The sequence below is a fragment of the Methylobacterium sp. D54C genome (genome assembly GCF_053345595.1).
On record NZ_JBKFAK010000001.1, the window covers coordinates 702237 to 721306 of the forward strand.

Annotated in this window: 15 protein-coding genes; 6 read left to right on the forward strand and 9 right to left on the reverse strand. The window is 71.9% G+C overall.

Annotated features, from left to right (window positions below; translation table 11 throughout):
* Nucleotides 1–186 precede the first annotated feature (186 nt).
* Nucleotides 187–1815, forward strand: a complete 1629-nt coding sequence (locus ACLBYB_RS03495) for a methyl-accepting chemotaxis protein (RefSeq protein ID WP_447697864.1) — start codon at nucleotides 187–189, stop codon at nucleotides 1813–1815.
* A gap of 36 nt (nucleotides 1816–1851) precedes the next feature.
* Entirely contained in the window at nucleotides 1852–2802 is a 951-nt protein-coding gene (locus ACLBYB_RS03500) for a substrate-binding domain-containing protein (protein WP_447697865.1), read from the forward strand.
* 48 nt (nucleotides 2803–2850) lie between these two features.
* Here the strand turns inward: ACLBYB_RS03500 and ACLBYB_RS03505 are convergent, their stop codons facing one another.
* Nucleotides 2851–3663, reverse strand: a complete 813-nt coding sequence (locus ACLBYB_RS03505; RefSeq protein WP_447698138.1) for a universal stress protein — start codon at nucleotides 3661–3663, stop codon at nucleotides 2851–2853.
* Between the two features lie 184 nt (nucleotides 3664–3847).
* On the opposite strand from ACLBYB_RS03505, the gene ACLBYB_RS03510 reads away from it, so the two are divergent.
* Together ACLBYB_RS03510 and cydB are read left to right on the forward strand one after the other, a co-directional pair.
* Entirely contained in the window at nucleotides 3848–5290 is a 1443-nt protein-coding gene (locus ACLBYB_RS03510) for a cytochrome ubiquinol oxidase subunit I (protein WP_447697866.1), read from the forward strand.
* A 4-nt stretch (nucleotides 5291–5294) separates the two neighbouring features.
* The gene (gene cydB / locus ACLBYB_RS03515) at nucleotides 5295–6308 is read left to right on the forward strand and encodes a cytochrome d ubiquinol oxidase subunit II (protein WP_447697867.1); all 1014 of its coding nucleotides are present in this window, start codon (nucleotides 5295–5297) and stop codon (nucleotides 6306–6308) included.
* 72 nt (nucleotides 6309–6380) lie between these two features.
* Here the strand turns inward: cydB and ACLBYB_RS03520 are convergent, their stop codons facing one another.
* The 8 genes from ACLBYB_RS03520 to ACLBYB_RS03555 form a co-directional block, all read right to left on the reverse strand.
* Nucleotides 6381–7205, reverse strand: a complete 825-nt coding sequence (locus ACLBYB_RS03520) for an alpha/beta hydrolase (RefSeq protein WP_447697868.1) — start codon at nucleotides 7203–7205, stop codon at nucleotides 6381–6383.
* 64 nt (nucleotides 7206–7269) lie between these two features.
* Nucleotides 7270–8553 (reverse strand): hypothetical protein, encoded by a 1284-nt coding sequence (locus tag ACLBYB_RS03525; RefSeq protein WP_447697869.1) that lies wholly within the window; start codon nucleotides 8551–8553, stop codon nucleotides 7270–7272.
* Nucleotides 8550–10334 (reverse strand): alpha/beta fold hydrolase, encoded by a 1785-nt coding sequence (locus ACLBYB_RS03530; protein WP_447697870.1) that lies wholly within the window; start codon nucleotides 10332–10334, stop codon nucleotides 8550–8552. The genes ACLBYB_RS03525 and ACLBYB_RS03530 overlap by 4 nt, the downstream gene beginning before the upstream one ends.
* Nucleotides 10324–12759, reverse strand: a complete 2436-nt coding sequence (locus ACLBYB_RS03535; protein ID WP_447697871.1) for a glycosyl hydrolase 2 galactose-binding domain-containing protein — start codon at nucleotides 12757–12759, stop codon at nucleotides 10324–10326. The genes ACLBYB_RS03530 and ACLBYB_RS03535 overlap by 11 nt, the downstream gene beginning before the upstream one ends.
* 8 nt (nucleotides 12760–12767) lie before the next feature.
* Nucleotides 12768–13739 carry a DUF1839 family protein gene (locus tag ACLBYB_RS03540; protein ID WP_447697872.1) on the reverse strand — a complete coding sequence of 324 codons (972 nt, stop codon included), beginning with the start codon at nucleotides 13737–13739 and terminating at the stop codon, nucleotides 12768–12770.
* A gap of 4 nt (nucleotides 13740–13743) precedes the next feature.
* Complete coding sequence (locus tag ACLBYB_RS03545) at nucleotides 13744–14700, reverse strand: amino acid--[acyl-carrier-protein] ligase (RefSeq protein ID WP_447697873.1); 957 nt, start codon at nucleotides 14698–14700, stop codon at nucleotides 13744–13746.
* On the reverse strand, nucleotides 14700–15863 hold the full coding sequence (locus ACLBYB_RS03550; protein ID WP_447697874.1) for an acyl-CoA dehydrogenase family protein: 1164 nt from the start codon (nucleotides 15861–15863) through the stop codon (nucleotides 14700–14702). The genes ACLBYB_RS03545 and ACLBYB_RS03550 overlap by 1 nt, the downstream gene beginning before the upstream one ends.
* On the reverse strand, nucleotides 15860–16108 hold the full coding sequence (locus ACLBYB_RS03555; RefSeq protein WP_170855117.1) for an acyl carrier protein: 249 nt from the start codon (nucleotides 16106–16108) through the stop codon (nucleotides 15860–15862). Before ACLBYB_RS03555 ends, ACLBYB_RS03550 begins: the two co-directional genes overlap by 4 nt.
* A gap of 390 nt (nucleotides 16109–16498) precedes the next feature.
* Between ACLBYB_RS03555 and ACLBYB_RS03560 the strand changes: the two genes are divergently transcribed.
* Nucleotides 16499–17587 carry an acyltransferase family protein gene (locus ACLBYB_RS03560; protein WP_447697875.1) on the forward strand — a complete coding sequence of 363 codons (1089 nt, stop codon included), beginning with the start codon at nucleotides 16499–16501 and terminating at the stop codon, nucleotides 17585–17587.
* A gap of 309 nt (nucleotides 17588–17896) precedes the next feature.
* Complete coding sequence (locus tag ACLBYB_RS03565) at nucleotides 17897–19066, forward strand: glycosyltransferase (RefSeq protein ID WP_100250971.1); 1170 nt, start codon at nucleotides 17897–17899, stop codon at nucleotides 19064–19066.
* Nucleotides 19067–19070 lie beyond the last annotated feature (4 nt).

The following is a 19070-nucleotide window of genomic DNA, read 5'->3' on the forward strand; positions in this document are numbered from 1 at the left end:
AGCGAAATTTCAAAAATTTTGACGCATTTTTTGGCCCATTGAAGGCAATTGATTTTTCCCGGTCCGTAAAATAGACGCACCCTGGTGATCCTTCCTAGGGTCAGGATTGTGGTGCCATTCATTATTCGAACAACCCATCGCTGCACCCTGCGTTTCAGAACGATCGTGATCGTCTTCGCAGGGTCGATGACCTCGCTCACATTTGGAATTGTCTACGTCCTGCTATTGCAGGTCGGCGCGATCGACGCTGCCAGCCGCACTCTGGCTCAGGAGATCGGGGCTGTCCGGGCTCTCGGCACCATGAAGCAGCGGACACAGGAGCTCGGTGCGTCGGAACGTCCCGCGCGCGCCGTATCGTCCGAGGCTGGCCCTCAGCAGGACATCGATTGGACAACCGCGGCGCACGAGGCATTCCTCAAGACCTGGACCACCTATGTGCCGACGATCAGGACGGCGGACGAGCGGGAGCGCGCTCGCGGTCTGTGGGACGCGTGGCAGCATTTCCTCGCCGTGGAGGCGGAGGCGGCCGCCCTCGAGAGGGCTGGGGAACGCGATCTCGCCGACAGGGTGCGGACGTCGGCTCTTCCGGCCGACGCGGCAGCCGTCGCACGCGGTATCGACGCGCTGCTGACCGACCGCGACGCCGCGGTCACCGGGCAACTCGGAGCTGTCGACGCCGCCGGCTCGACCTTGCGCCCGAGCCTCGTGGCCGGCTTGTCCGCCGCTGCGCTGGCTGCCCTGGTCCTGGTGCACGCCCTCCTGCGCGGCGTCGGGCAGCCGATGACAGCGCTGGCCTCCGCCATGCAGCGACTGACCGACCACGATCTCACCGTCGCGGTCCCGGCGGCAGCGGGCTGCACCGAACTCGGCGTCATGGCGGCAGCGACGAGAGCTGTTCAGGAAACGCTGCGGCAGGCCGTGTTGCGGGACGCGGAGGCCGATCGGTCGCGCGCTCAGAGCGAGCAGCGCCGCGCCGTGATCGAGCACGCGACCGAGCGGGTCGAGACCACGATCGGTGGCATGGTCGAGGCCGTGTCTTCGACCGCCGCGGCACTGCGCGTCACCGCCGACGACGTCGGCCAAGCGATCCGCGATCGAGCGGTTCGATCGACCACGTTGGGCGCCGCGCTCGCGCAGACGCGATCAAAGGTCCGGCAGATCACCGTCTCTGCCGAGACGATCGGCGCGGCGGTCGAAGAGGTCGGGGCGCAGGCCGAGGCCACCGCGACCCTGGCCGGAAGCGCCGCGGCGGACGCGGCCCGGACGACCGCCCGCGTTCAGGCGCTGAGCAGCGCCGTCGACCGGATCGGCGACGCGGTCCGCCTCATCGCCAAAATCGCCGCACAGACGAACCTGCTGGCCCTCAACGCCACGATCGAGGCCGCCCGGGCCGGCGACGCGGGCCGCGGCTTCGCGGTGGTCGCCTCAGAAGTGAAGGCCCTGGCCGCGCAGACCAGGGAAGCCACCGAGATCATCGGCCAGCACGTCTCCGAGATCCGAGGCTCGACCGACGCGGCGGTGTCGGCGATCGCGGGCATCACGGCGCGGGTCGAGGACATGAGCCGCGCGGCGAACGCCATCGTCGAGTCCGTGGAGCGGCAGGGTGCGACCGCGCGGGAGATCGTGACGGCCATCGCGGAGGCGACCGACGGTACCGAGGGGTTCGACGCGGAGGGCGCGGGCGTCGCCGAGATTCCCGGGGCGGCCGAGCCCACGACGACGGCCGTGTTGACCGCGGCCGACGGCCTGACCCAGGACGCCGCCCGTCTCGGCGAGGCGCTCGCTGGCCTCCTGGAGAGCCTCCGTGCGGCGTGAGGCGGGGCCCGCTGAGAGCGGGACGGAACTGGCCGCATGAACTGGATCGAGTGGGCACGCTGCCGCTCGATCGGCGGGTCGCTCCGGAGGGGATCCCTCGTCCTCGCTCTCGCTGCTTGGGCGCTGCCGGCCTCGGCCACCACCATCGCGTTCCTGACACCGGCAGGCGTCGCCCGGCGCCTGCACGACGGCCTCGACGAGCAGGCGCGCGCGCGGGGCGTCGCGACTCGCTTCGCCTACGCGCCCGACGGTGCGGGCGACGAGCAGATCGCGCAGGCGCGGCGGCTGATCGCCGAGAGAGCCGACGCCCTCGTGGTCGTGCCGGTCGACTCCGCGGCGCGCGAGGAGATCATCCGGCTGGCCCTGGAAGCCGACGTACCGCTCGTCCTCATCGGCCACGGCGCACGGACCGACTGGTTTGCCGGACGCGTCACCCAGGTCGTGCCGAGCGATCTCGTCGCCGGGCGGCTGCAGATGCGCAAGCTCGCTCAGATGTCGGGTGGGGCCGGACGCGTCGCGATCCTCGCGGGCAGCGCCACCGATCCCGCCTCGGCGCTCCGCAGCAGGGGTGCCCGGGAGGTGCTGGCGGAGAGCCCGCGCCTCCGCCTCGTCGCGGAGGCCGCGACGGATGCGAGCCGCGCGACGGCGCGGGCCATCGTCGCCGGTTGGCTCGCCCGAGGCATCGGCATCGACGCGATCGCCGCGACCAGCGACGAGATGGCGCTCGGCGCCGCCGAGGCGGTCGAGGCTGCCGGGATTCCGGCGGGCCGGATCCGCATCGGCGGGGTGGATGCGACCGCCGAGGGCATGCAGGCGATGCAGGACCTGCGCCTCGCCGTGACGGTCTTCCAGGACGCGGGCGTCCAGGGCCGGCGCGCGGTCGACGACGCCCTGGCGCTGATCCGTCGCGAGCCGGTTCCGCCCAGCGACTGGGTCCCGTCCGAGCTGATCACGGACCGCATGTCGACCACGCACTTCTCGCGCTAGACCGCGCCGGCGGGCAAACGCCAGTCGTCCCGGCGCCGGTTCGGCCCGTCAGTGCGCCATGAGGCAGCAGAGGGTGCTCGCCTGCAGGATGTCGCGGGTTGCGCCGCCGAAGGCCCATTCCCGGAGGCGCGAGTGGCCGTAGGCACCCATGACGATCAGGTCGGCCTGCCGGTCGCGCGCGAACCGCAGGATCTCCTCCCCGTCGGACACCGCCGTGGTCAGCAGATGGGTCGTGACCGCCGCGCCGTGGAGCCTGAGATGATCCGCGACCTCCTCAGCCCCCTCGAGGCGGGCCCCCTGACCGGTCGTGACGATGAAGACCTCATCGGCGGAGCGCAGGAACGGCAGGGCGCCCGACACCGCCCGCCGCGCCTCCGGTGTATCCTTCCAGGCCACCACGATGCGGTGGCCCGGCTCCCCGACGTTCTGCTGTGGGACAACGAGGACGGGACGCCCCGCCTCCATCAGGACGGGCACGACCGCCACGCCGAACGGGCTCGGATCGATCTCGGTCGCGGCGGCGCCGCCCACCACGATCAGGTCGGCGGCGCGGCCCCTCTCGACGAGATGGGCGAAGGGCCGGTCCGTGCCGCCCCGCCACGCGGTGCGGGGTGCCGCGCCGGCGCAGCGGGCGAAGACGGCCTCCGCGCGCTCGACTTCCTGCAGGATCTTCGCCTTCGCGCGCTCGTACTGGGCCTGCGCGTCGCGGATGTCGTGGGCGAAGAGCGGTGCCGGCACCTCGGCGGCCGCGGCGCCGGTGAGCCTCGCATCGAAGCGGCCTGCCAGCGCGGCAGCGAGACGGACACGCTCGGGCGTCGACTCGGCGAAATCCACGGATACCAGGATGTTGGCGTAGGACATGGCGATCTCCTCGTGAGCCGTGACCGGCCCCCGCGCCAAAGTCTCGCCCGACGCGCGGGCGAGGGCCTTGATCCAGCGCAATCGCGCCGACGCCCTCAGATTCACGGCACCGGCCTTGAGCTGAATCAACGCGTCGCGATCCGGGCCAGGGCAGAGCTGCCGCGTTCGTCCCCTGGAGACCGCGATGTCCGCCCTCGAACTGCCGAGTGCAGTCAATCTCGCGCGAGCCCAATTCGCGCTCACCGTCGTCTGGCACTTCCTGTTCCCGGCCTTCACCATCGGGCTCGCGAGCTATCTCGCCGTGCTCGAAGGCTTCTGGCTGCGCACCGGGAAGGCCGTCTATCTGGACACCTACCGCTACTGGCTCCGCATCTTCGCGGTCGCCTTCGCGATGGGCGTCGTGTCCGGCCTGGTCATGAGCTACCAGTTCGGCACGAACTGGTCGGTCTTCGCCGACCGGACGGCGCCGGTGCTCGGGCCGCTTCTCGGCTACGAGGTGCTCACGGCCTTCTTCCTGGAGGCGGGCTTCCTCGGCGTCATGCTGTTCGGCCTCGAGCGGGTCGGCAAGGGGCTCCACTTCCTGGCGACCTGCCTCGTCGCCGTCGGCACCCTGACCTCCGCGTTCTGGATCCTGTCGGCCAATTCCTGGATGCAGACACCCACCGGCTACGTCGTCGCGCCGGACGGCCGCTTCAACCCGGCCGACTGGTGGGCGATCGTCTTCAACCCGTCCTTCCCCTACCGCTTCGCCCACACGGTCACCGGCGCCTACCTCACCACCGCGATGATCGTCGGCGCCGTGGGCGCGTGGCACCTGCTGCGGGACCGGGCCAATCCCCGGGCCCGGCTGATGTTCTCGATGGCCATGTGGATGGCCGCCGCTGTGGCTCCGGCCCAGCTGGTGATCGGCGACCTGCACGGCGGCAATTCCTACGCGCACCAGCCCGCCAAGGTCGCCGCCATGGAGGGTCATTTCCGGACGGAGCGCCGGGCCCCCGCGATCCTGTTCGGGTGGCCGGACGCGGAGGCGGGCACGGTGCAGGGCCGGATCGAGATTCCCGGCCTCGCCAGCCTCTACCTGACCCACGATCTCGACGGTGAGGTCCGCGGGCTCAACGACATGCCGCGCGACCTCTGGCCGACCAACCTCCCCCTGGTGTTCTGGTCGTTCCGGATCATGGTCGGCCTCGGCCTGCTGATGATCGCCCTCGGTCTCGCCGCGCTCTGGCTGCGCCACCGCGGGCGGCTCTACGACGCGCCCTGGCTGCACCGCTTCGCGGTCGGCATGGGGCCGTCCGGCCTGATCGCCGTCACGGCCGGCTGGACGGTGACCGAGGCGGGGCGTCAGCCCTTCACCGTCTACGGCGCGCTGCGCACCGTCGACAGCGTGTCACCGGTGGCGGCCCCGGCCGTCGCCGCCTCGCTGGCGGCCTTCGCGGCGGTCTACCTCGCGGTGTTCGGCGCGGGCATCTGGTACCTCCTGCACCTGTTCAATCAGGCGCCGCACGCCCACGAGCCCGGCCCGCCGCCCGGACAGCCGATCCGCACCGCCGGCATCACGCCCGCCCCCGCCCTCGTCGCCGGCGCTCCGACTGCCGGCCGCCCCCTCGCGCAGCCCGCGGAGTAGCCCGATGCCCCTCGATCTCACGCTCATCTGGGCGCTCCTCATCGCCACGGCGGTCTTCCTCTACGTGGTGATGGACGGCTTCGACCTCGGGGTCGGCATCCTCTTCCCGGCGGTGCGCGGCAAGGCGGACCGGGACGTCATGGTCAACACCGTGGCGCCGGTCTGGGACGGAAACGAGACCTGGCTCATCCTCGGCGGCGGCGGGCTGTTCGCGGTGTTCCCGCTGGCCTACGCCACGATCCTGCCGGCGCTCTACATGCCGCTGATCCTGATGCTCCTCGCGCTGGTCTTCCGCGGCGTCGCCTTCGAGATGCGGTTCCGCGCGGCCTCGCCCGCGAGCCAGCGGACCTGGGGCCGGTCCTTCTCGTGGGGCAGCTACGTGGCGACTTTCTGCCAGGGCATCTGCCTCGGGGCCCTGGTCCAGGGCATCCGTGTCGAGGGTCGCGCCTACGCGGGCGGCTGGTGGGACTGGCTGACGCCGTTCTCGGTGCTGACCGGGGCCGCCCTGGTCGCCGGCTACGGTCTGCTCGGCGCCTGCTGGCTGATCTGGAAGACTGAGGGCGAGCTCCAACTCCGGGCCTACCGGCTCGCGCGCCGGCTCGGCCTCGTCACGCTGGCGGCCATCGTGGTCGTCTCGGCGGCGATGCCGATCCTCAGCGACGCGTTCCGCGCGCGGTGGCTGTCCTGGCCGAATCTCGCCCTGGCCGCGCCGGTGCCGGCGCTCGTCGCGCTGCTGGCGTGGCGCTTCTTCGTCGCGCTCGATCGGCGGGCCGAAGTGACGCCGTTCCTCTGCGCCCTGGGCCTGTTCCTCATGTCGTATGTCGGGCTCGGCATCAGTCTGTGGCCGATGATCGTCCCGCCGGTGGTCACGATCTGGGACGCGGCGACCCACCCGAGCAGCCAGGCGTTCCTACTGGCCGGCGCGGTGATCCTGGTCCCGATGATCCTGGCTTACACCGGCTACGTCTACTGGCTGTTCCGCGGCAAGGTCGCGGCGGGCGCGCCGGGCTATCACTGAGACCCGCGGCCCGTCGAATGGGGACGCAGGGATCGGCGCGCCGCGCCGGTCCCTGCCCTCGCGCGCTCGGCCTCACGGGCCGGCACGGGCGCCCTTGACGAAACGTGCGACGTCGTCCGCGACCGAGTACCGGAGACTGAACGGGACGCTCATCGCGTGGACGATCTGCCCGTGCCCGAGACCCGGGTAGATCTTCATCGTCTCCCTGCCGTCAAAGCCGCGCAGCGCCCGGTCGAGCGACAGGGTTCCGGCGGGGTTGACGTCGAGATCCGCCGCGCCGGTGGCCAGCAGCATCGCCGGATGGGGATCCGCGGCGTGGTTGATCGGCTGCAGGGCCGGATCGCTGTCCGCGAACACCTGGCGATCCAGCGGATCGGTCAGCGCCGAAGTCGCGTAGGGTCCGGCCAGCCCGACGATCCCGGCGAGCTTGGCGGGACTGGAGCCGGCCCGCTCGAGCCAAGTCGCGTCGAGGCCCAGCATCGCGGCGGCCCAGGCCCCCGAGGAATGCCCCACGACGGTGACGCGGGCGGGATCGCCGCCGTACTCGGCCGCGTGCGCGAGGGTCCAGGCGACGGCGGCGGCGTTGTCCGCGAGGATGTCCTGGAGGCTCGCCGCCGGCACGTGGCGGTACTCGGGGATGACCGCGACGACGCCCCGCCGCGCGAAGGCCGCGCCCACGTAGGCAACCTCGTCCTTCGATCCGGTCCGCCACCCGCCGCCGTACAGGAACACGGCGACCGGACGCGGCTTCCCGGCGGCTGGCCGGTAGATGTCGGCGCGGTGCGCGCTCCCGTCGGCATAGGGGACGCCCTTGTCCACGTGGACTTCGAGCGGCGCCAGCGCGTTCAGGACCGCGAGGGTCAGGCCGACGATCGTGTCACCCAGGTAGCTCAGCATGGATCAGGCCTCCGCGAGAATCGGAGATCGGGCGCGTCACGGAACGACTCCGTCGGCGGCGACCCTAGGTGAGCTCGACAACGCCGAGGCGGTCCGTGACCGGGACCGGCACCCGCCTGTCCGCGGGAAGCTCCACCACGCTCACGGCGCCGTCGTCGTCGAAGCGATGGAGGCGCACCCGCCGGGGCTGCCGTGACAGCCGGAGCTCGGCGGTTCGCGCCGGCAGATCCGGCCGGGCGGCCCGGCTGCGCCGGTCCCAGCCATCGAGGCCGAGCCAGATCGGGACGAGGGTCGCCCCGTCCCGCCGCGCGAACCGCGCGGTGACGAGATCGGGAACGGGGTTGCCGAGCGTGACGTCGCGGTCGGCCGGAACGGCGGCGATCTCGCCAATTGGGGCGCCGAACAGCCGGACGAGGTTGCGCACCGCCGCGAAGGCGGGTGTGGCGCGACCGTCGTGGGCGAGAAGGCCGAAGCGGCTCTCTGGATCGGCGTCGCCGCGGTCGAAGCTGGAGATCAGCTCGTACAGGTAGGTCCGCCGCACGCCCTGGAGGTAGCTCCAGAGCAGCATCCGCGGGAGGTAGCGGGCGCGCAGCCCCGGTGAGATCGGCAGGTGGGCACTCCCGGTGGCGAGCGCCGTGTGGTAGCCGTTCTCGGTCGCGATCACGGGCGCGTCGCCGAAGACCGGGCGCGCGGCCGCGACGAAGCGCGCGAGGCTGCCGCCGCCGTCGGTTTCCGGGTGCTCGGCCCCGGGATAGGCGTGGATGTTGGCGAGGTCGACGACCGCCGCGAGGTTCTGCGCCGCCGCGACGTTACTCTGAATGTAGCTCGGTCCGGCCACACGCACGGCCTCGGCCCGCCTGTCCGCCCTCACCGCGCGGAACAGGGCCGCCTGATGATCGGCCGAGAGCCGCGCGAGGCCCGGCCGCGCCGCGACCGGCGGCTCGTTGCCGCCCTCCGCCACGATGAGCCCGTCGCCGGCCCAGCCGGCGATCTCGGCGAAGCGCTCCGGCGGCACCCGCGGCCCCGGCGTGAGCCCGTCGTAGAAGATCAGGCTGAAACGGTAGCCCCGGTCGGCCAGATCGGCGATGCGCTCGAACTGCCCGGCCGGCTCGTCGCCGACGAGCACGATGTCGTCGCGCAGGTGCCGGATCCCGAGTTCGTCGAGCGCCTGGGCGCAGGCGGCGAAGCGGTCGACGTAGGGGGTGCCGCGATGGCCGAGATGCACGTTGACGCCGATCGAGTCGATCAGCGCCTCGCAGCGGTGCAGCGGCTCGGCCGCGGCGGCCCGACCGGCCGCGAGGGCGCCCGCCGCCAGGGCGAGGGCCGACCGGCGCGTGAGACGGGTCACGTTCGGCCCGCCAGGGTGAGACCGCTTTCCGGCGCGGCGGCCTTCGCCGCGACGGTGCGCGTCGCGTGAGCGCGGCGGACGGCGCGCAGGAGGTCCTGCAGCGCCTCCGCGACCCGGGCCTGGGCCACGCGGGAGCCGAAATTGTGGTCCACGCCCGGCACCACCGTCACGGGCGCTCCGACACGGCGGTCGGCCGGTCCGGGCGAGCGTCCCAGATGGCGGCGGACGGCCGCGAGGCCCGGATCGCCCGCGCTGTAGAGCAGACGGATCTCCGCGCCCCGCCGATGGAGGGCCGCGACCCGCCGGGCGGGCGAGCCCCCGAGCGGACCGGGGCGGAGAGCCCGGCGCAGGCGGCGGATCCCGGCCTCGATGCCGCGCCGGGCGAGGACCGAGGCGATGGCGGCGATCCGGATCTCGCCGCGAATCAGCCGGCGCCAGGTCGCGCTCCGCTTGAGCAGGGCCGCGTAGGTGGACGCGCTCCCGAAGGTCTGCCGGATGACCTGGTCGAGGTCCTGATCCGGATCCCAGTCGAAGCAGTAGAGGTTGAGCAGGAGCGCGCCGTCGATCCGGCGGTCCCGGCAGAGCGCGTGGAAGGCCGCGTAGGCGCCGCTGCACCCGCCCACCAACAGGATCGGGCCGCCCGCGCCGGCGATCAGGTCGACCGCCGCCGTGACGTCGGCGAAGCCGTCCCCGGCGAAGAGGGGCTTGCGGCCGTCCGGCCGCTCGTCGCTGTCGCCGATGCCGCGCAGGTCGAACCGGACCGACGCGATCCCCTCCGCGGCGAGGCGCCGGGCGAGATCCGTGGTCTGGCGCCCCCATCCGGAATGCACGCTCATGCCCGTCGAGACGAACAGGATCGTCGGCGCCGCGCTTTCCGCCCGGTCGGGCTGGCAGCGGATGCCGATCAGGCCGCGCCCGAAGCGGACCGGCGCCTCCGCCCAGCCCGGTCCGGTCAGCCCGTTCCGGCGCCCGTCGATGGCGATGCCGCCGGGTCGCGGCCCGGCGGCCGCCATCCCGTCGGTCGCGAAGCCGATGACGCGGGCGAAATCCGCGGTCGGGACATCCGAGAAGATCGGATCGGCGACGAGCGCCGCGAGACCCGGGAACGCTCCCGTCGCCACGTCGCAGCCGAGAGCGCCGAGGTGCGCGGCCAGCGCCTTGGTCTCGGGTGCGAGGAGCAGCGCGTGGCGGGCCGGCGCCCGCGCAAGCCGCGCGAGGTTCAGGTCGGCGAGATCGGTGAGGAACGCCGCCTCCATCCGGAAGCCGCCCACGGTGAGGCTGTCCGGGTCCTGCGCCGGAGCGGACCCGTCCGGCAGGCGGCCGATCGTCTGCGCCCGCAGCCGCATCTCGCGCAGATACGCGCGCCCGGTCGTGACCGGCGCCAGCAGGACGAGGCGGTCGACGGCCTCCGCCTCGCCGGCCAGAGCCGCGAAGGTCGCGCCGAGCCGCAGGCCGACGACGACGATCTCCGCGACGCCGGTCGTCGCGCGCAGGTACGCGATGGCCCCACGCACCGCAGCGACGCAGCCAGCGACCCGCGCCTCGTCCAGATCGGCCGAGTCGCCCTCGCCCGGATAGTCGAAGCGCAGCGTCGGGCAGCCCGCCGCAGCGAGGCCCTCGGCCAGGGAGCGCCAGGGCCGATGCGCGGCCATCTGCTCGAAACCGTAGGCCCCACAGAGGACGACGCCCCGCGTCCCGGCCGCCGGATGAAGCCACCCGAACAGCCCGTCGAAGGTCACCGGCACCGACACCGCGGCCTCGGACCAGACTTCACCCGTCATGACCGAATTCCACGATCTCGTCGCTGTTGATGGCCCGCACGCGCCCGCGCGGGAGCCGGGCGGCCTCCGCGAAGGTGATGATCCGGCTCGACCCCGGGGCGAGGTGGAAGCCGCTGTCGGTCGGCCGTGCCCCCGGGGCCAGCACCTGGATGCCGCGGGCGAAGCGCTCGGTGCTGATCCGCAGACCCGGCCCCGCCTCGGTCGCGACAGCTTCGGCGCGGAGGCCGACGGCCGACCGGTCGAGCGGCCCCGCGCTCAGGACGTGGAAGCTCTCGGCGATCACGCGCCCGTCGGCGTCGGTCAGCCGCGCGTGCGCGAGATCGTGGGTCCGGGGCCCGAATCGGTAGCTGTCGGTGGCGTCGAAGAAGCGCCCGAGAAGGGTCGCGGAGGTGAACGTGAGCGCCGCCCGCGGGCCGGCCACGAGATCGCGCTCGGCGCGCGCCGCGACGCGGCCCGCCACAGCGCAGAAGATCAGGGACAGCGTTAGCGCCTGGGCCGTCGCCGTCTCGTTGAGGACGTGGACATGGAGGCCGTCGAGGCCCTCATCGGTGAGGAGGACTTGGACCGGGCGGAAGGCGCGCCTCAGCGCGTACCAGGCCGATTTCGGGCGCTGCGTCCAGTCGATCACGCCCCAGCCGGCTCCGGGCGCGAGGTCGCGCATCATCAGGACGAGGCCGCCGGCCGTCGGCGAGCGCGGCCGGCGCCACTCGGAGAAAGTCGCCTCCATGACCTCGGCCACCGCGGCGCGGCCGAGCTCGAGGTAGCGGTCCGGGTCTTCGGCGCGCAGGGTCGCCGGATCGACGCCGTAGAGCGCGCCGACGTAGTGGTCGCGCACCGTCTCGAAGTCCCAGTCGGCGCCTCGGTCCTGCGGGATGCCGGCCTGCCAGAGCGGGTCGGCCGGTCCGGTCGGGCCCGGCGTGCCGGGTTCGGGCGGGTTGGCGAAGGCGAGGCACTCGCTGGCGAAGCCGACCTCGGCCCGGCGGGCATCTTCCAGGGGCCGTCGATAGGCGCCGACGCCGAAATAGTGCGTGCAACCCCCGCGCGGCGGGAACGGCAGGTCGCCGCCGGAGGGCGAGTTCGGCACGACGACGAGATCGGGCCGCCGCGCTGCCACCCGCTCCGCCAGCGTGTCCGCGCAGTAGGCGTCGGCCCAGACGGCGCGCGGTGCCCCGAGCATCGCCGCCTGCTGCCAGACCTCGCTGCCGCCGCAGACCACGCAGAGCGACGGCGCGGTCTGCGTGCGGTCGAGGAATCCGGTCAACTCGCGGTCGAGCGCGGCCGCGAAGGCGGGTTCGGCGTGCGGGTAGTCGAAGTTGGCGAGCATCAGGTCCTGCCAGACCAGGATGCCGAGCTCGTCGCAGAGATCGTAGAAGTCCGGGGCCGGATAGAGCGTCGTCCCGGGCACGCGCAGCATGTTCATGCCGGCCTCGCGCGCCAGCTCGAGCAAGGCGCGGGTGCCGTCCGAGCCCAGCCCGACGAGGTCCGGCGGCGTCCAGATGGCGCCCCGGCAGAAGAGCGGCACGCCGTTCACGGCCAGCGCGAGCCCCTCCGCGAACGGCCGCGTGAGCGACAGGGTCCGGAAGCCGACGCGGCCCAGGTCGATTTGCGCCCCGTCGACGCGGACTTCGACCGGGTGAAGGTTCGGTGCGCCGTGGGTATGCGGCCACCAGGGCGCGATGCCGGGCAGCGCCAGCGCGCCCGCGAACAGGCCCGGCTCGACCTCCGCGAGTGGGGCTTCGCCGCCGCCGCACCGGAGGAGGACGGTGCCGACCGGACCGTCGACCCGCAGGCGCAAGGCCACCCGGCCGACGTCGCCGTCGAGGGTCGTACGCACATCCGCGGCGCTCGCGCGGGGGCCGACCGGCTCGACGGTTATCGGGCGGTAGGGCCCGACGAGGTCGATCTCGGGACACCAGCCCGGCATGAAGCCGAGGACGCTGGTACGCACGTGGCGCAGCGACCCGGGCGTGATCATCCGCGGCCGCCAGCGCCCGCGCTTGGCCGGGCGTTCGAGTTCCGCCCGAAGCGCGCGGAAGCACAGCGCGAGGTCGGAGGTGCCGCCAAGGTCCACGTCGACGACGTGCTCCTCGAACATCGCGCGGGCGCACAGGACCGGGACGCCGTCGAGCCAGACCTCGGCGAGGGTGGCGAGGCCCCCGAAGCGCAGCCGGGCAGGCCCGGAACCGGTAATGCGTGTCCGATACCAGACGTCGCGGTCGTGGATCGGCTCCGGCGCCGCCTCGCTCCAGCGTCCGGCGGCTCGAAGGGCGCCGGCGGCGGTGCCCGGAACCTCGGCGACGATCCAGTCGGTGACCCCGTCCAGATCGCCGGGACCCGCGCAGGCGCCCGCCGGCGTCGCGGCGAGCCGCCAGGGCCCGAATCGGACCTCCGGCGCGCGGTCGTCGACGCTGCGGATGCGGGCCATGACGCCTCTCAGCGGTCCAGCGCGCGGTCGAGATCCGCGAAGACGCGGTCGTAGGTCGCCGCGAGGCGGTCGAGGCGCGGCGCCAGGCCCTCGGCCGAGCGGCGATGGAACGCGCGGGCGAGCTGGAACTGGAAGGCCTTGGCCTCGCGGCTCAGGTCCGCGGCGGCCGCGGCGGCAGGCCCGAATCCGCCGGCTTCCCGGGCCTCGAGCCACGTGAGATGGCTGGCGAGCATCTCGAAATTGCCGCCGAGCTGGCGCGTCGTGTTGAAGGCGTAGGCGTGGAACACGCTGAGCGGCCGGACGACCAGCTCGGCGGCCGTCGCCGCGAGGGTGTCGCGGAACGCCAGGACGGGGTTGCGCCGGGGCGCCCGGGCGCGATGCCGGACGAGCAGTTCGCGCGCGACCGCCGGCAGATCCGCCGGGCCAAGCGACGGTGCGACGGTCTTCACGAACTCGGCGTAGGGCGGCAGCGTCGCCGGCCCGAAGATCCCGGCGTAATCCTTCCCGGCGAGGCGGAAGCGACCCGCATTGTGCAGGTAATCGAGCTCCTGCGCGGCCGGATCGATGGCCAGGATCCCGATCGTGGTCTTGCCGTGCTCGCGTCCGTAGGTGGTCCCCTGGGTGTCCGGCAGGTAGATCGCGTCGACCTCGACCAGCACCGGCCGGCCGGCCGCGGCCTGGATCACGGCGTGGTTCTCAAGGCCGCCGTAGACCGCGAGTTCCAGCACCTCCAGACCGTAGAGGCGCTCGATATCGCCGGTCGGCGGTTTGAAGAAGGTGAACTGGTCGCCCTCGAAATCCTGCCTCACGGTGAAGCCCAGCATCGCCTCCGGCACGAGGCCGCGTCCGTGCAGGAGCTCGATCCAGAGGTCGACGTAGCAGTTCGTCTCCGGCCAGTCGCGGCCGGAATCGTGGAGCGAGTGCGGGACGTAGGGTCCCGCGGCTCCGAGACCCTCCGGCAGGCGCAGCGCGACGGTCACCGCCTCAGCCCCACAGCTCGGCGCGCACGGCGGCCGGCCACGCGGCGAGATCGAGCCCGTGGTGGCGCAGGAGCGCCAGCGTGATCCGCTCCAGGCCGAAACCGACGCAGGCCGTGTGGGCGACCTCGCCGTCGGCCTGGCGCAGCTCCCAGGTGCTGCCGAAATGGTCCTGGTGATAGTTGAAGCTGAGGCAGGCCGTCGGCTTGTCGACGCTGTTGACCGGGACGTTCAGCTCGAATTTCAGTCCCTGCGCCCGCTGGTTGTTGGCGAGCATCCGGCCGGCGCGGCCGAAGAACGGGTCGTTGGCCGCGTCGATCGCGAGGGGGAGACCGAGGGCGCGGATCATGGCCGTGCCGCGCTCGAGCCAGGCTTCGCGGAAGGCCAGGACCTGCTCGGGGCTACCCATGCGCACGTATTCGCGCATCCGGAACAGCTGCATCCGGGTCGGCTCGAGCGAGGGCTCGCGCCGGAAGCAGTAGGATTGCAGGTCGAACAGGCGGCCCTCGGCCGGCAGCGCGCCCCGCGCGGCGGCGACCGGGTAGACCGGGTAGCAGGCCGCGGGCGTCAGCACGATGTCGGTGGCCTCCTGCTGCCCGGTCCAGTCGGTCCCGGCCTCGAGGCAGGCGAGGATCTCGGCGTGGCCGCGCGCGTCGCCGCAGAAGCTGTGTACGGTGCCGGCGAGGTTCGGGAAGCCCTTCAGGTAGCCGCTGCGCTCGAAGGCCGGGCGGCTCATGGCCGGCGGGAAGCGCAGCACCTCGGCCTCCTCAACGGCCCCGAGTCGCGTGATCATCCGGTCGAGGGCGTCGACGACGCTCTCGAAGCCGCCGCTGCGGCCGTAGAGGCCGTCGATGCCGGTCCGGACGAGCAGGCCGTGATCGAACAGGCGGTCGAGGAAGGTGGGACCGCCGGCCGGCTCGTCCTCGAGCAGCACGTCGACGGGGGCAGAGGAGATCGATTCCATCACGCACTCATGAGCTGGCCGCTGCCCTTCTGCACGAGCAGGAGCTTGGCGGTGTTGGCGAGGATGCGGTCGTTGCCGATCATCAGCGGCGCGGAGAGGACGTCGCGCAGCGGCCGCCCCAGGCTGAAGGGCGTGTCGTTGCGGTAGCCGGCGAGGCCGACGATCGCGAGCGCCCGCCGGACGATGTCGACCGCCATGTCGGAGACGGTGATCTTCAGGTTGTTGAGCATCACGCAGAAGCCGACCGAGCCGATCGTGTCGGCGTCCCCGTGTGCCTCCTCGAAGCGGCGCAGGGCCGACACGATGGTGCCGCGCATGGCCTGATGCGCGCTGGAGACCTCGGCGAGGCGCGTCGCGGTCGGCGGGACCTGCCCGGGCCGGCGCCGCGCCTCAGCCTGCACGAAGGCGCGGGCGCGGTCGACCGCGTAGGTCGCGATCCCGTACCAGACGCTGCTCCACAGCAGGTGCGAGGAGGCCAGCATCGACTGGGCGGCGATCTCCGCGAAAGGCTTCGGCAGGATCTGCTCGACCGGGACATTCCGCGCCTCCAGGCGGAAGCCGTCGCTGCAGGTCCCGCGCATCCCGAGCGTGTCCCAGTCGCCCGTTCGCGCGAGCGAGATCTGGTCGGCCATCAGCGCGACGAGGACCTGATCGGACGTCGCGGCGTCCGGATGGCGCCGGGCCGTGGCGAGGATCAGGTCGGCCTGTGCGCCGTAGGAGATCACCGACGCGTCCTTGCCGAGGGCGAAGACCTCGCCGGTCGTCTCCACGGCGCAGAGGCTGTTGCGCAGGTCGCCGCCGATGCCCGCCTCCGTGGTCGAGGAGGCGACCAGCAGCTGCTCGCGCGCGATGCGCTCCATCAGGCGCCCGTGCCACGGGCTGTCGAGGCCGTGGGTCACGAGGCTGGACACCTTGATGTGGTGCATCGCGAAGACCATCGCGGCCGCGCTGCAGGCCTGACCGAGCGTGCTGCACAGCTCGGCGATCTGCGTCAGCCCGGCGCCCTCGCCGCCGAACTGGCCGGGGATCTGGAGGCCGAGCAACTGCTCGGACCTCATCGCGGCCACGGCCTCCTCGGGAAAGCGGCCTTCGCGGTCGACGGCGTCGGCGTGGCGGGCCGCGACCGCCGCGGCCCGCTCGGCGCGCGCGGCGAGCGTGCTCATGCGGCTTCCTGCTGGATCAGGGTGGAGACGGCCTCGCGGATCGCGCGGATCGACGAGAACGACTTGCGGTTCAGGAGCTCGTCGGGGAACTCGATGCTGAAACGCTCCTCGAGGCCCAGCATCAGCTGGACGGAACCGAACGAGTCCAGCCCGAGATCGAACAGGCTGTCATCCTCGGAGAGCTGGTCGGCCTTCCCGGCGAAGGCTTCGTTCGCCCCGAGAATCTCACGGATGTCTTGAGCGATGTTCAAGGCGGAACTCCTTATTCCAGTTATCGCGACGCTATTGAACGGATCGGCTCGGCGTCAAATTATCTATTGATTAATAGTAAATAGCGGTCCGTAGAGGGCGGCATAGGGTTGCGCGCCGTGCAAACAGGAACCGGATGTGGCCGGCGGCCTACATTCGGCGACGCGACCTTTACGATCACTTTCCAGCTCTTGCTTTCGTGATCGTCCGTCCAGAGATTTCGCGGATTTAGCAACTCATGCGTGTAAATGCCCCGCCTGATCTTCAATTCGAGACGCGGGCCATTTAGGACGTTTCCGGACTCGTCGTGACGCGGCGGGGCCATCTCGGCCATAAGGGCGCGACGTCGCCCGTCCCGGGCGGGCCCAGCGATCAGCCGGCGCGCGATGATCTACAACCTCCAAATCCTGCGCGCCGTCGCCTCGTACCTCGTCTTCCTCACGCATTTCGGCCTCTACATCGGCCCCGTGCTGCCGAGGCCGGATCTGTTCGCCTTCGGCGCGAGCGGGGTCGACGTGTTCTTCGTGCTCTCCGGGTTCATCATGTTCGTGAGCACGAGCGGGCGCCGCGAGAGCCCGGGCGAGTTCCTGCTCCGCCGCGCGTCGCGCGTTGTCCCGGTCTACTGGCTCGTCACGCTCGCCCTGGCGCTCATCGCGCTGACGGGCCTGAAGCCCATCGGGATCGTGGAGATCCGGCCAGATTACGTCGTCCAGTCCCTGCTGTTCCTGCCGTTCTCCCGCGGCGGCTTCGTCGAGCCGCTCAACTCCGTGGGCTGGACACTCAATTACGAGATGTTCTTCTACGTGGTCTTCGCGGCGCTGCTCGTGGTGCCGAGACCCGCCTTCCGGGCGTTCGGTGCGGCCGCGATCTTCCTGGCGCTGATCCTGCTCGGATTGCTGCCCGCGTCGAATCTCTACTGGGCGTACTACACGAAGCCGATCCTGATCGAGTTCGCCGCCGGCATCGGGCTGGGATACGCCTACCTGCGGCTCCGGGCGCCGGCCGCGGGCTTCCCGGTCCGGCGCGTGGCGTGCGCGGCCGTCGCGGCCGCTCTTCTGCTCATCCTCGGCGGCCAGATCGTGACCGACGCGCTCGGCGTCAGCCCCGAGCTGTCCGGGTTCGCGCGCCCGCTGATCTGGGGGTCAGCGGCCGTCCTGATCGTCGGTGCGATGCTGCTGCTGGAGCGGGGCGGCATCGCCCTGAAGTCGCGCTGGCTGCTGTCGCAGGGCAATGCCAGCTATTCCTTCTACCTGGTCCACAACCTGCTGCTGCACAGCGCCGCCAAGATCGCGGCGCTCGTCGTCGCGCCCGGCTTCGCGCGCGCCGCCCTGATCTTCGCGATCGCGTTCCCGGCGGCGGTCGCCGCCGGCGAGTTGCTGTTCCGGTATGTCGAGACGCCGGTGATCGCGGCCCTGCGGCGCCGGCTCGACCGGCGGCCCTCGCCCGATCCCCTGCCCGTTCCGGCCGCTTCGTAGGCCGCGCAGCCGGGCCCCCGCCGCAGGTGTGCCCACCCGGCGCAGCGGGCACCCACGGGGAGTCATGCCGAAGATTGCAGGTCTCAGAACACCCTTCGCTTAACGTTAATTATTGGCAAAAATTAAGTTTACACGCCGCGTCTCGCGTCTAAACAGGCGCTATTTTCGACTGTTGCTGCGGCGGTGACCCCTTTTTTACAGATCACGCTGCTATTACCCTCTCGTGTGTGCCTTGGCCCGCTGTCACCGGCGGGACCGGCGGGACGGAATGCATGGTCCAGCGTCCGGCGCACCGACGAGGAAGCTGTGATGCGTGTCGCGATCGTTCACGACTGGTTGTACATCGTCGGTGGCGCCGAGCGTGTCCTCGAGCAGCTGCTGCGGATCTATCCGGACGCGGATGTCTTCGCGCTCTTCGACTTCCTGCCTGAAGCAGACCGGGCGCGGCTGGGCTACACCCAGGCGCATACGAGCTTCATCCAGCGCATGCCCTTCGCGCGGACGCGGCACCGCAACTACCTGCCGCTGATGCCGCTCGCGATCGAGCAGTTCGACCTGTCGGCCTACGATCTCGTCATCTCGAGCAGCTACGCGGTGGCGAAGGGCGTCCTAACCGGGCCCGACCAGCTCCACGTCTCCTACATCCACTCGCCCATGCGCTACGCCTGGGACATGCAGCACACCTACCTGCGGGAGAGCGGCTGCGACGCGGGCATGAAGAGCGTGCTCGCCCGGCTGATCCTGCACCGGATGCGCGTCTGGGATTTTCGCACGGCGGCCGGCCCCAACGCGATCGTGGCCAACTCGGCCTTCGTCGCCCGCCGCATCCACAAGGTCTACGGCCGCACCGCCGAGGTCATCCACCCGCCGATCACGCTGCCGAGCCAGCGGTATGACGGGGCGCGCGGCAACCACTTCCTCGTGGCCAGCCGGCTGGTGCCGTACAAGAACGTCGAGGCGGTGATCCGCGCGTTCGCGCTGCTCCCAGACCTCGAACTCGTGGTGGCGGGCACCGGGCCCGATGCCGCGCGGCTGCGCGAGATCGCGGGGCCGAACGTGTCGTTCTCCGGCTTCGTGCCCGACGCGGAGCTACGCCACCTCATGGCCACGGCCCGCGCCTTCATCTTCGCGGCCGAGGAGGATTTCGGGATCATCGTGGTCGAGGCCACGTCGGAGGGCACGCCGGTCCTCGCGCTGGGCCGCGGGGGCGCCCGCGAGACGGTCCAGACCCGCGGCCCGCAGCGCACCGGGATGTTCTTCGACACGCCCGAGCCCGTGGCCATCGCCGAGTGCGTCCAGCGCTTCCTGCTGCAGGAGAGCCACTTCACCCGCGAGGCCTGCTGGGCGCAGGCCGAGATGTTCTCGGCCGAGCTGTTCCGCAGCCGGTTCTCGACCTTCGTCGACGACCAGATGGCGATGCACCGGGCCGCCTGCGAGACGCGTCCGCGGATCCTGCCGCGCCTCGAAGCCGTCGGCTGAGGAC

Coding starts and splice junctions, on each gene's coding strand:
- ACLBYB_RS03545 (WP_447697873.1), bottom strand. CDS start 14,700: ATGGAATCGATCTCCTCTGCCCCCGTCGACGTGCTGCTCGAGGACGAG.
- ACLBYB_RS03505 (WP_447698138.1), bottom strand. CDS start 3,663: ATGTCCTACGCCAACATCCTGGTATCCGTGGATTTCGCCGAGTCGACG.
- ACLBYB_RS03500 (WP_447697865.1), top strand. CDS start 1,852: ATGAACTGGATCGAGTGGGCACGCTGCCGCTCGATCGGCGGGTCGCTC.
- ACLBYB_RS03550 (WP_447697874.1), bottom strand. CDS start 15,863: ATGAGCACGCTCGCCGCGCGCGCCGAGCGGGCCGCGGCGGTCGCGGCC.
- ACLBYB_RS03565 (WP_100250971.1), top strand. CDS start 17,897: ATGCGTGTCGCGATCGTTCACGACTGGTTGTACATCGTCGGTGGCGCC.
- ACLBYB_RS03495 (WP_447697864.1), top strand. CDS start 187: ATGACCTCGCTCACATTTGGAATTGTCTACGTCCTGCTATTGCAGGTC.
- ACLBYB_RS03535 (WP_447697871.1), bottom strand. CDS start 12,759: ATGGCCCGCATCCGCAGCGTCGACGACCGCGCGCCGGAGGTCCGATTC.
- cydB (WP_447697867.1), top strand. CDS start 5,295: ATGCCCCTCGATCTCACGCTCATCTGGGCGCTCCTCATCGCCACGGCG.
- ACLBYB_RS03530 (WP_447697870.1), bottom strand. CDS start 10,334: ATGACGGGTGAAGTCTGGTCCGAGGCCGCGGTGTCGGTGCCGGTGACC.
- ACLBYB_RS03510 (WP_447697866.1), top strand. CDS start 3,848: ATGTCCGCCCTCGAACTGCCGAGTGCAGTCAATCTCGCGCGAGCCCAA.
- ACLBYB_RS03560 (WP_447697875.1), top strand. CDS start 16,499: ATGATCTACAACCTCCAAATCCTGCGCGCCGTCGCCTCGTACCTCGTC.
- ACLBYB_RS03520 (WP_447697868.1), bottom strand. CDS start 7,205: ATGCTGAGCTACCTGGGTGACACGATCGTCGGCCTGACCCTCGCGGTC.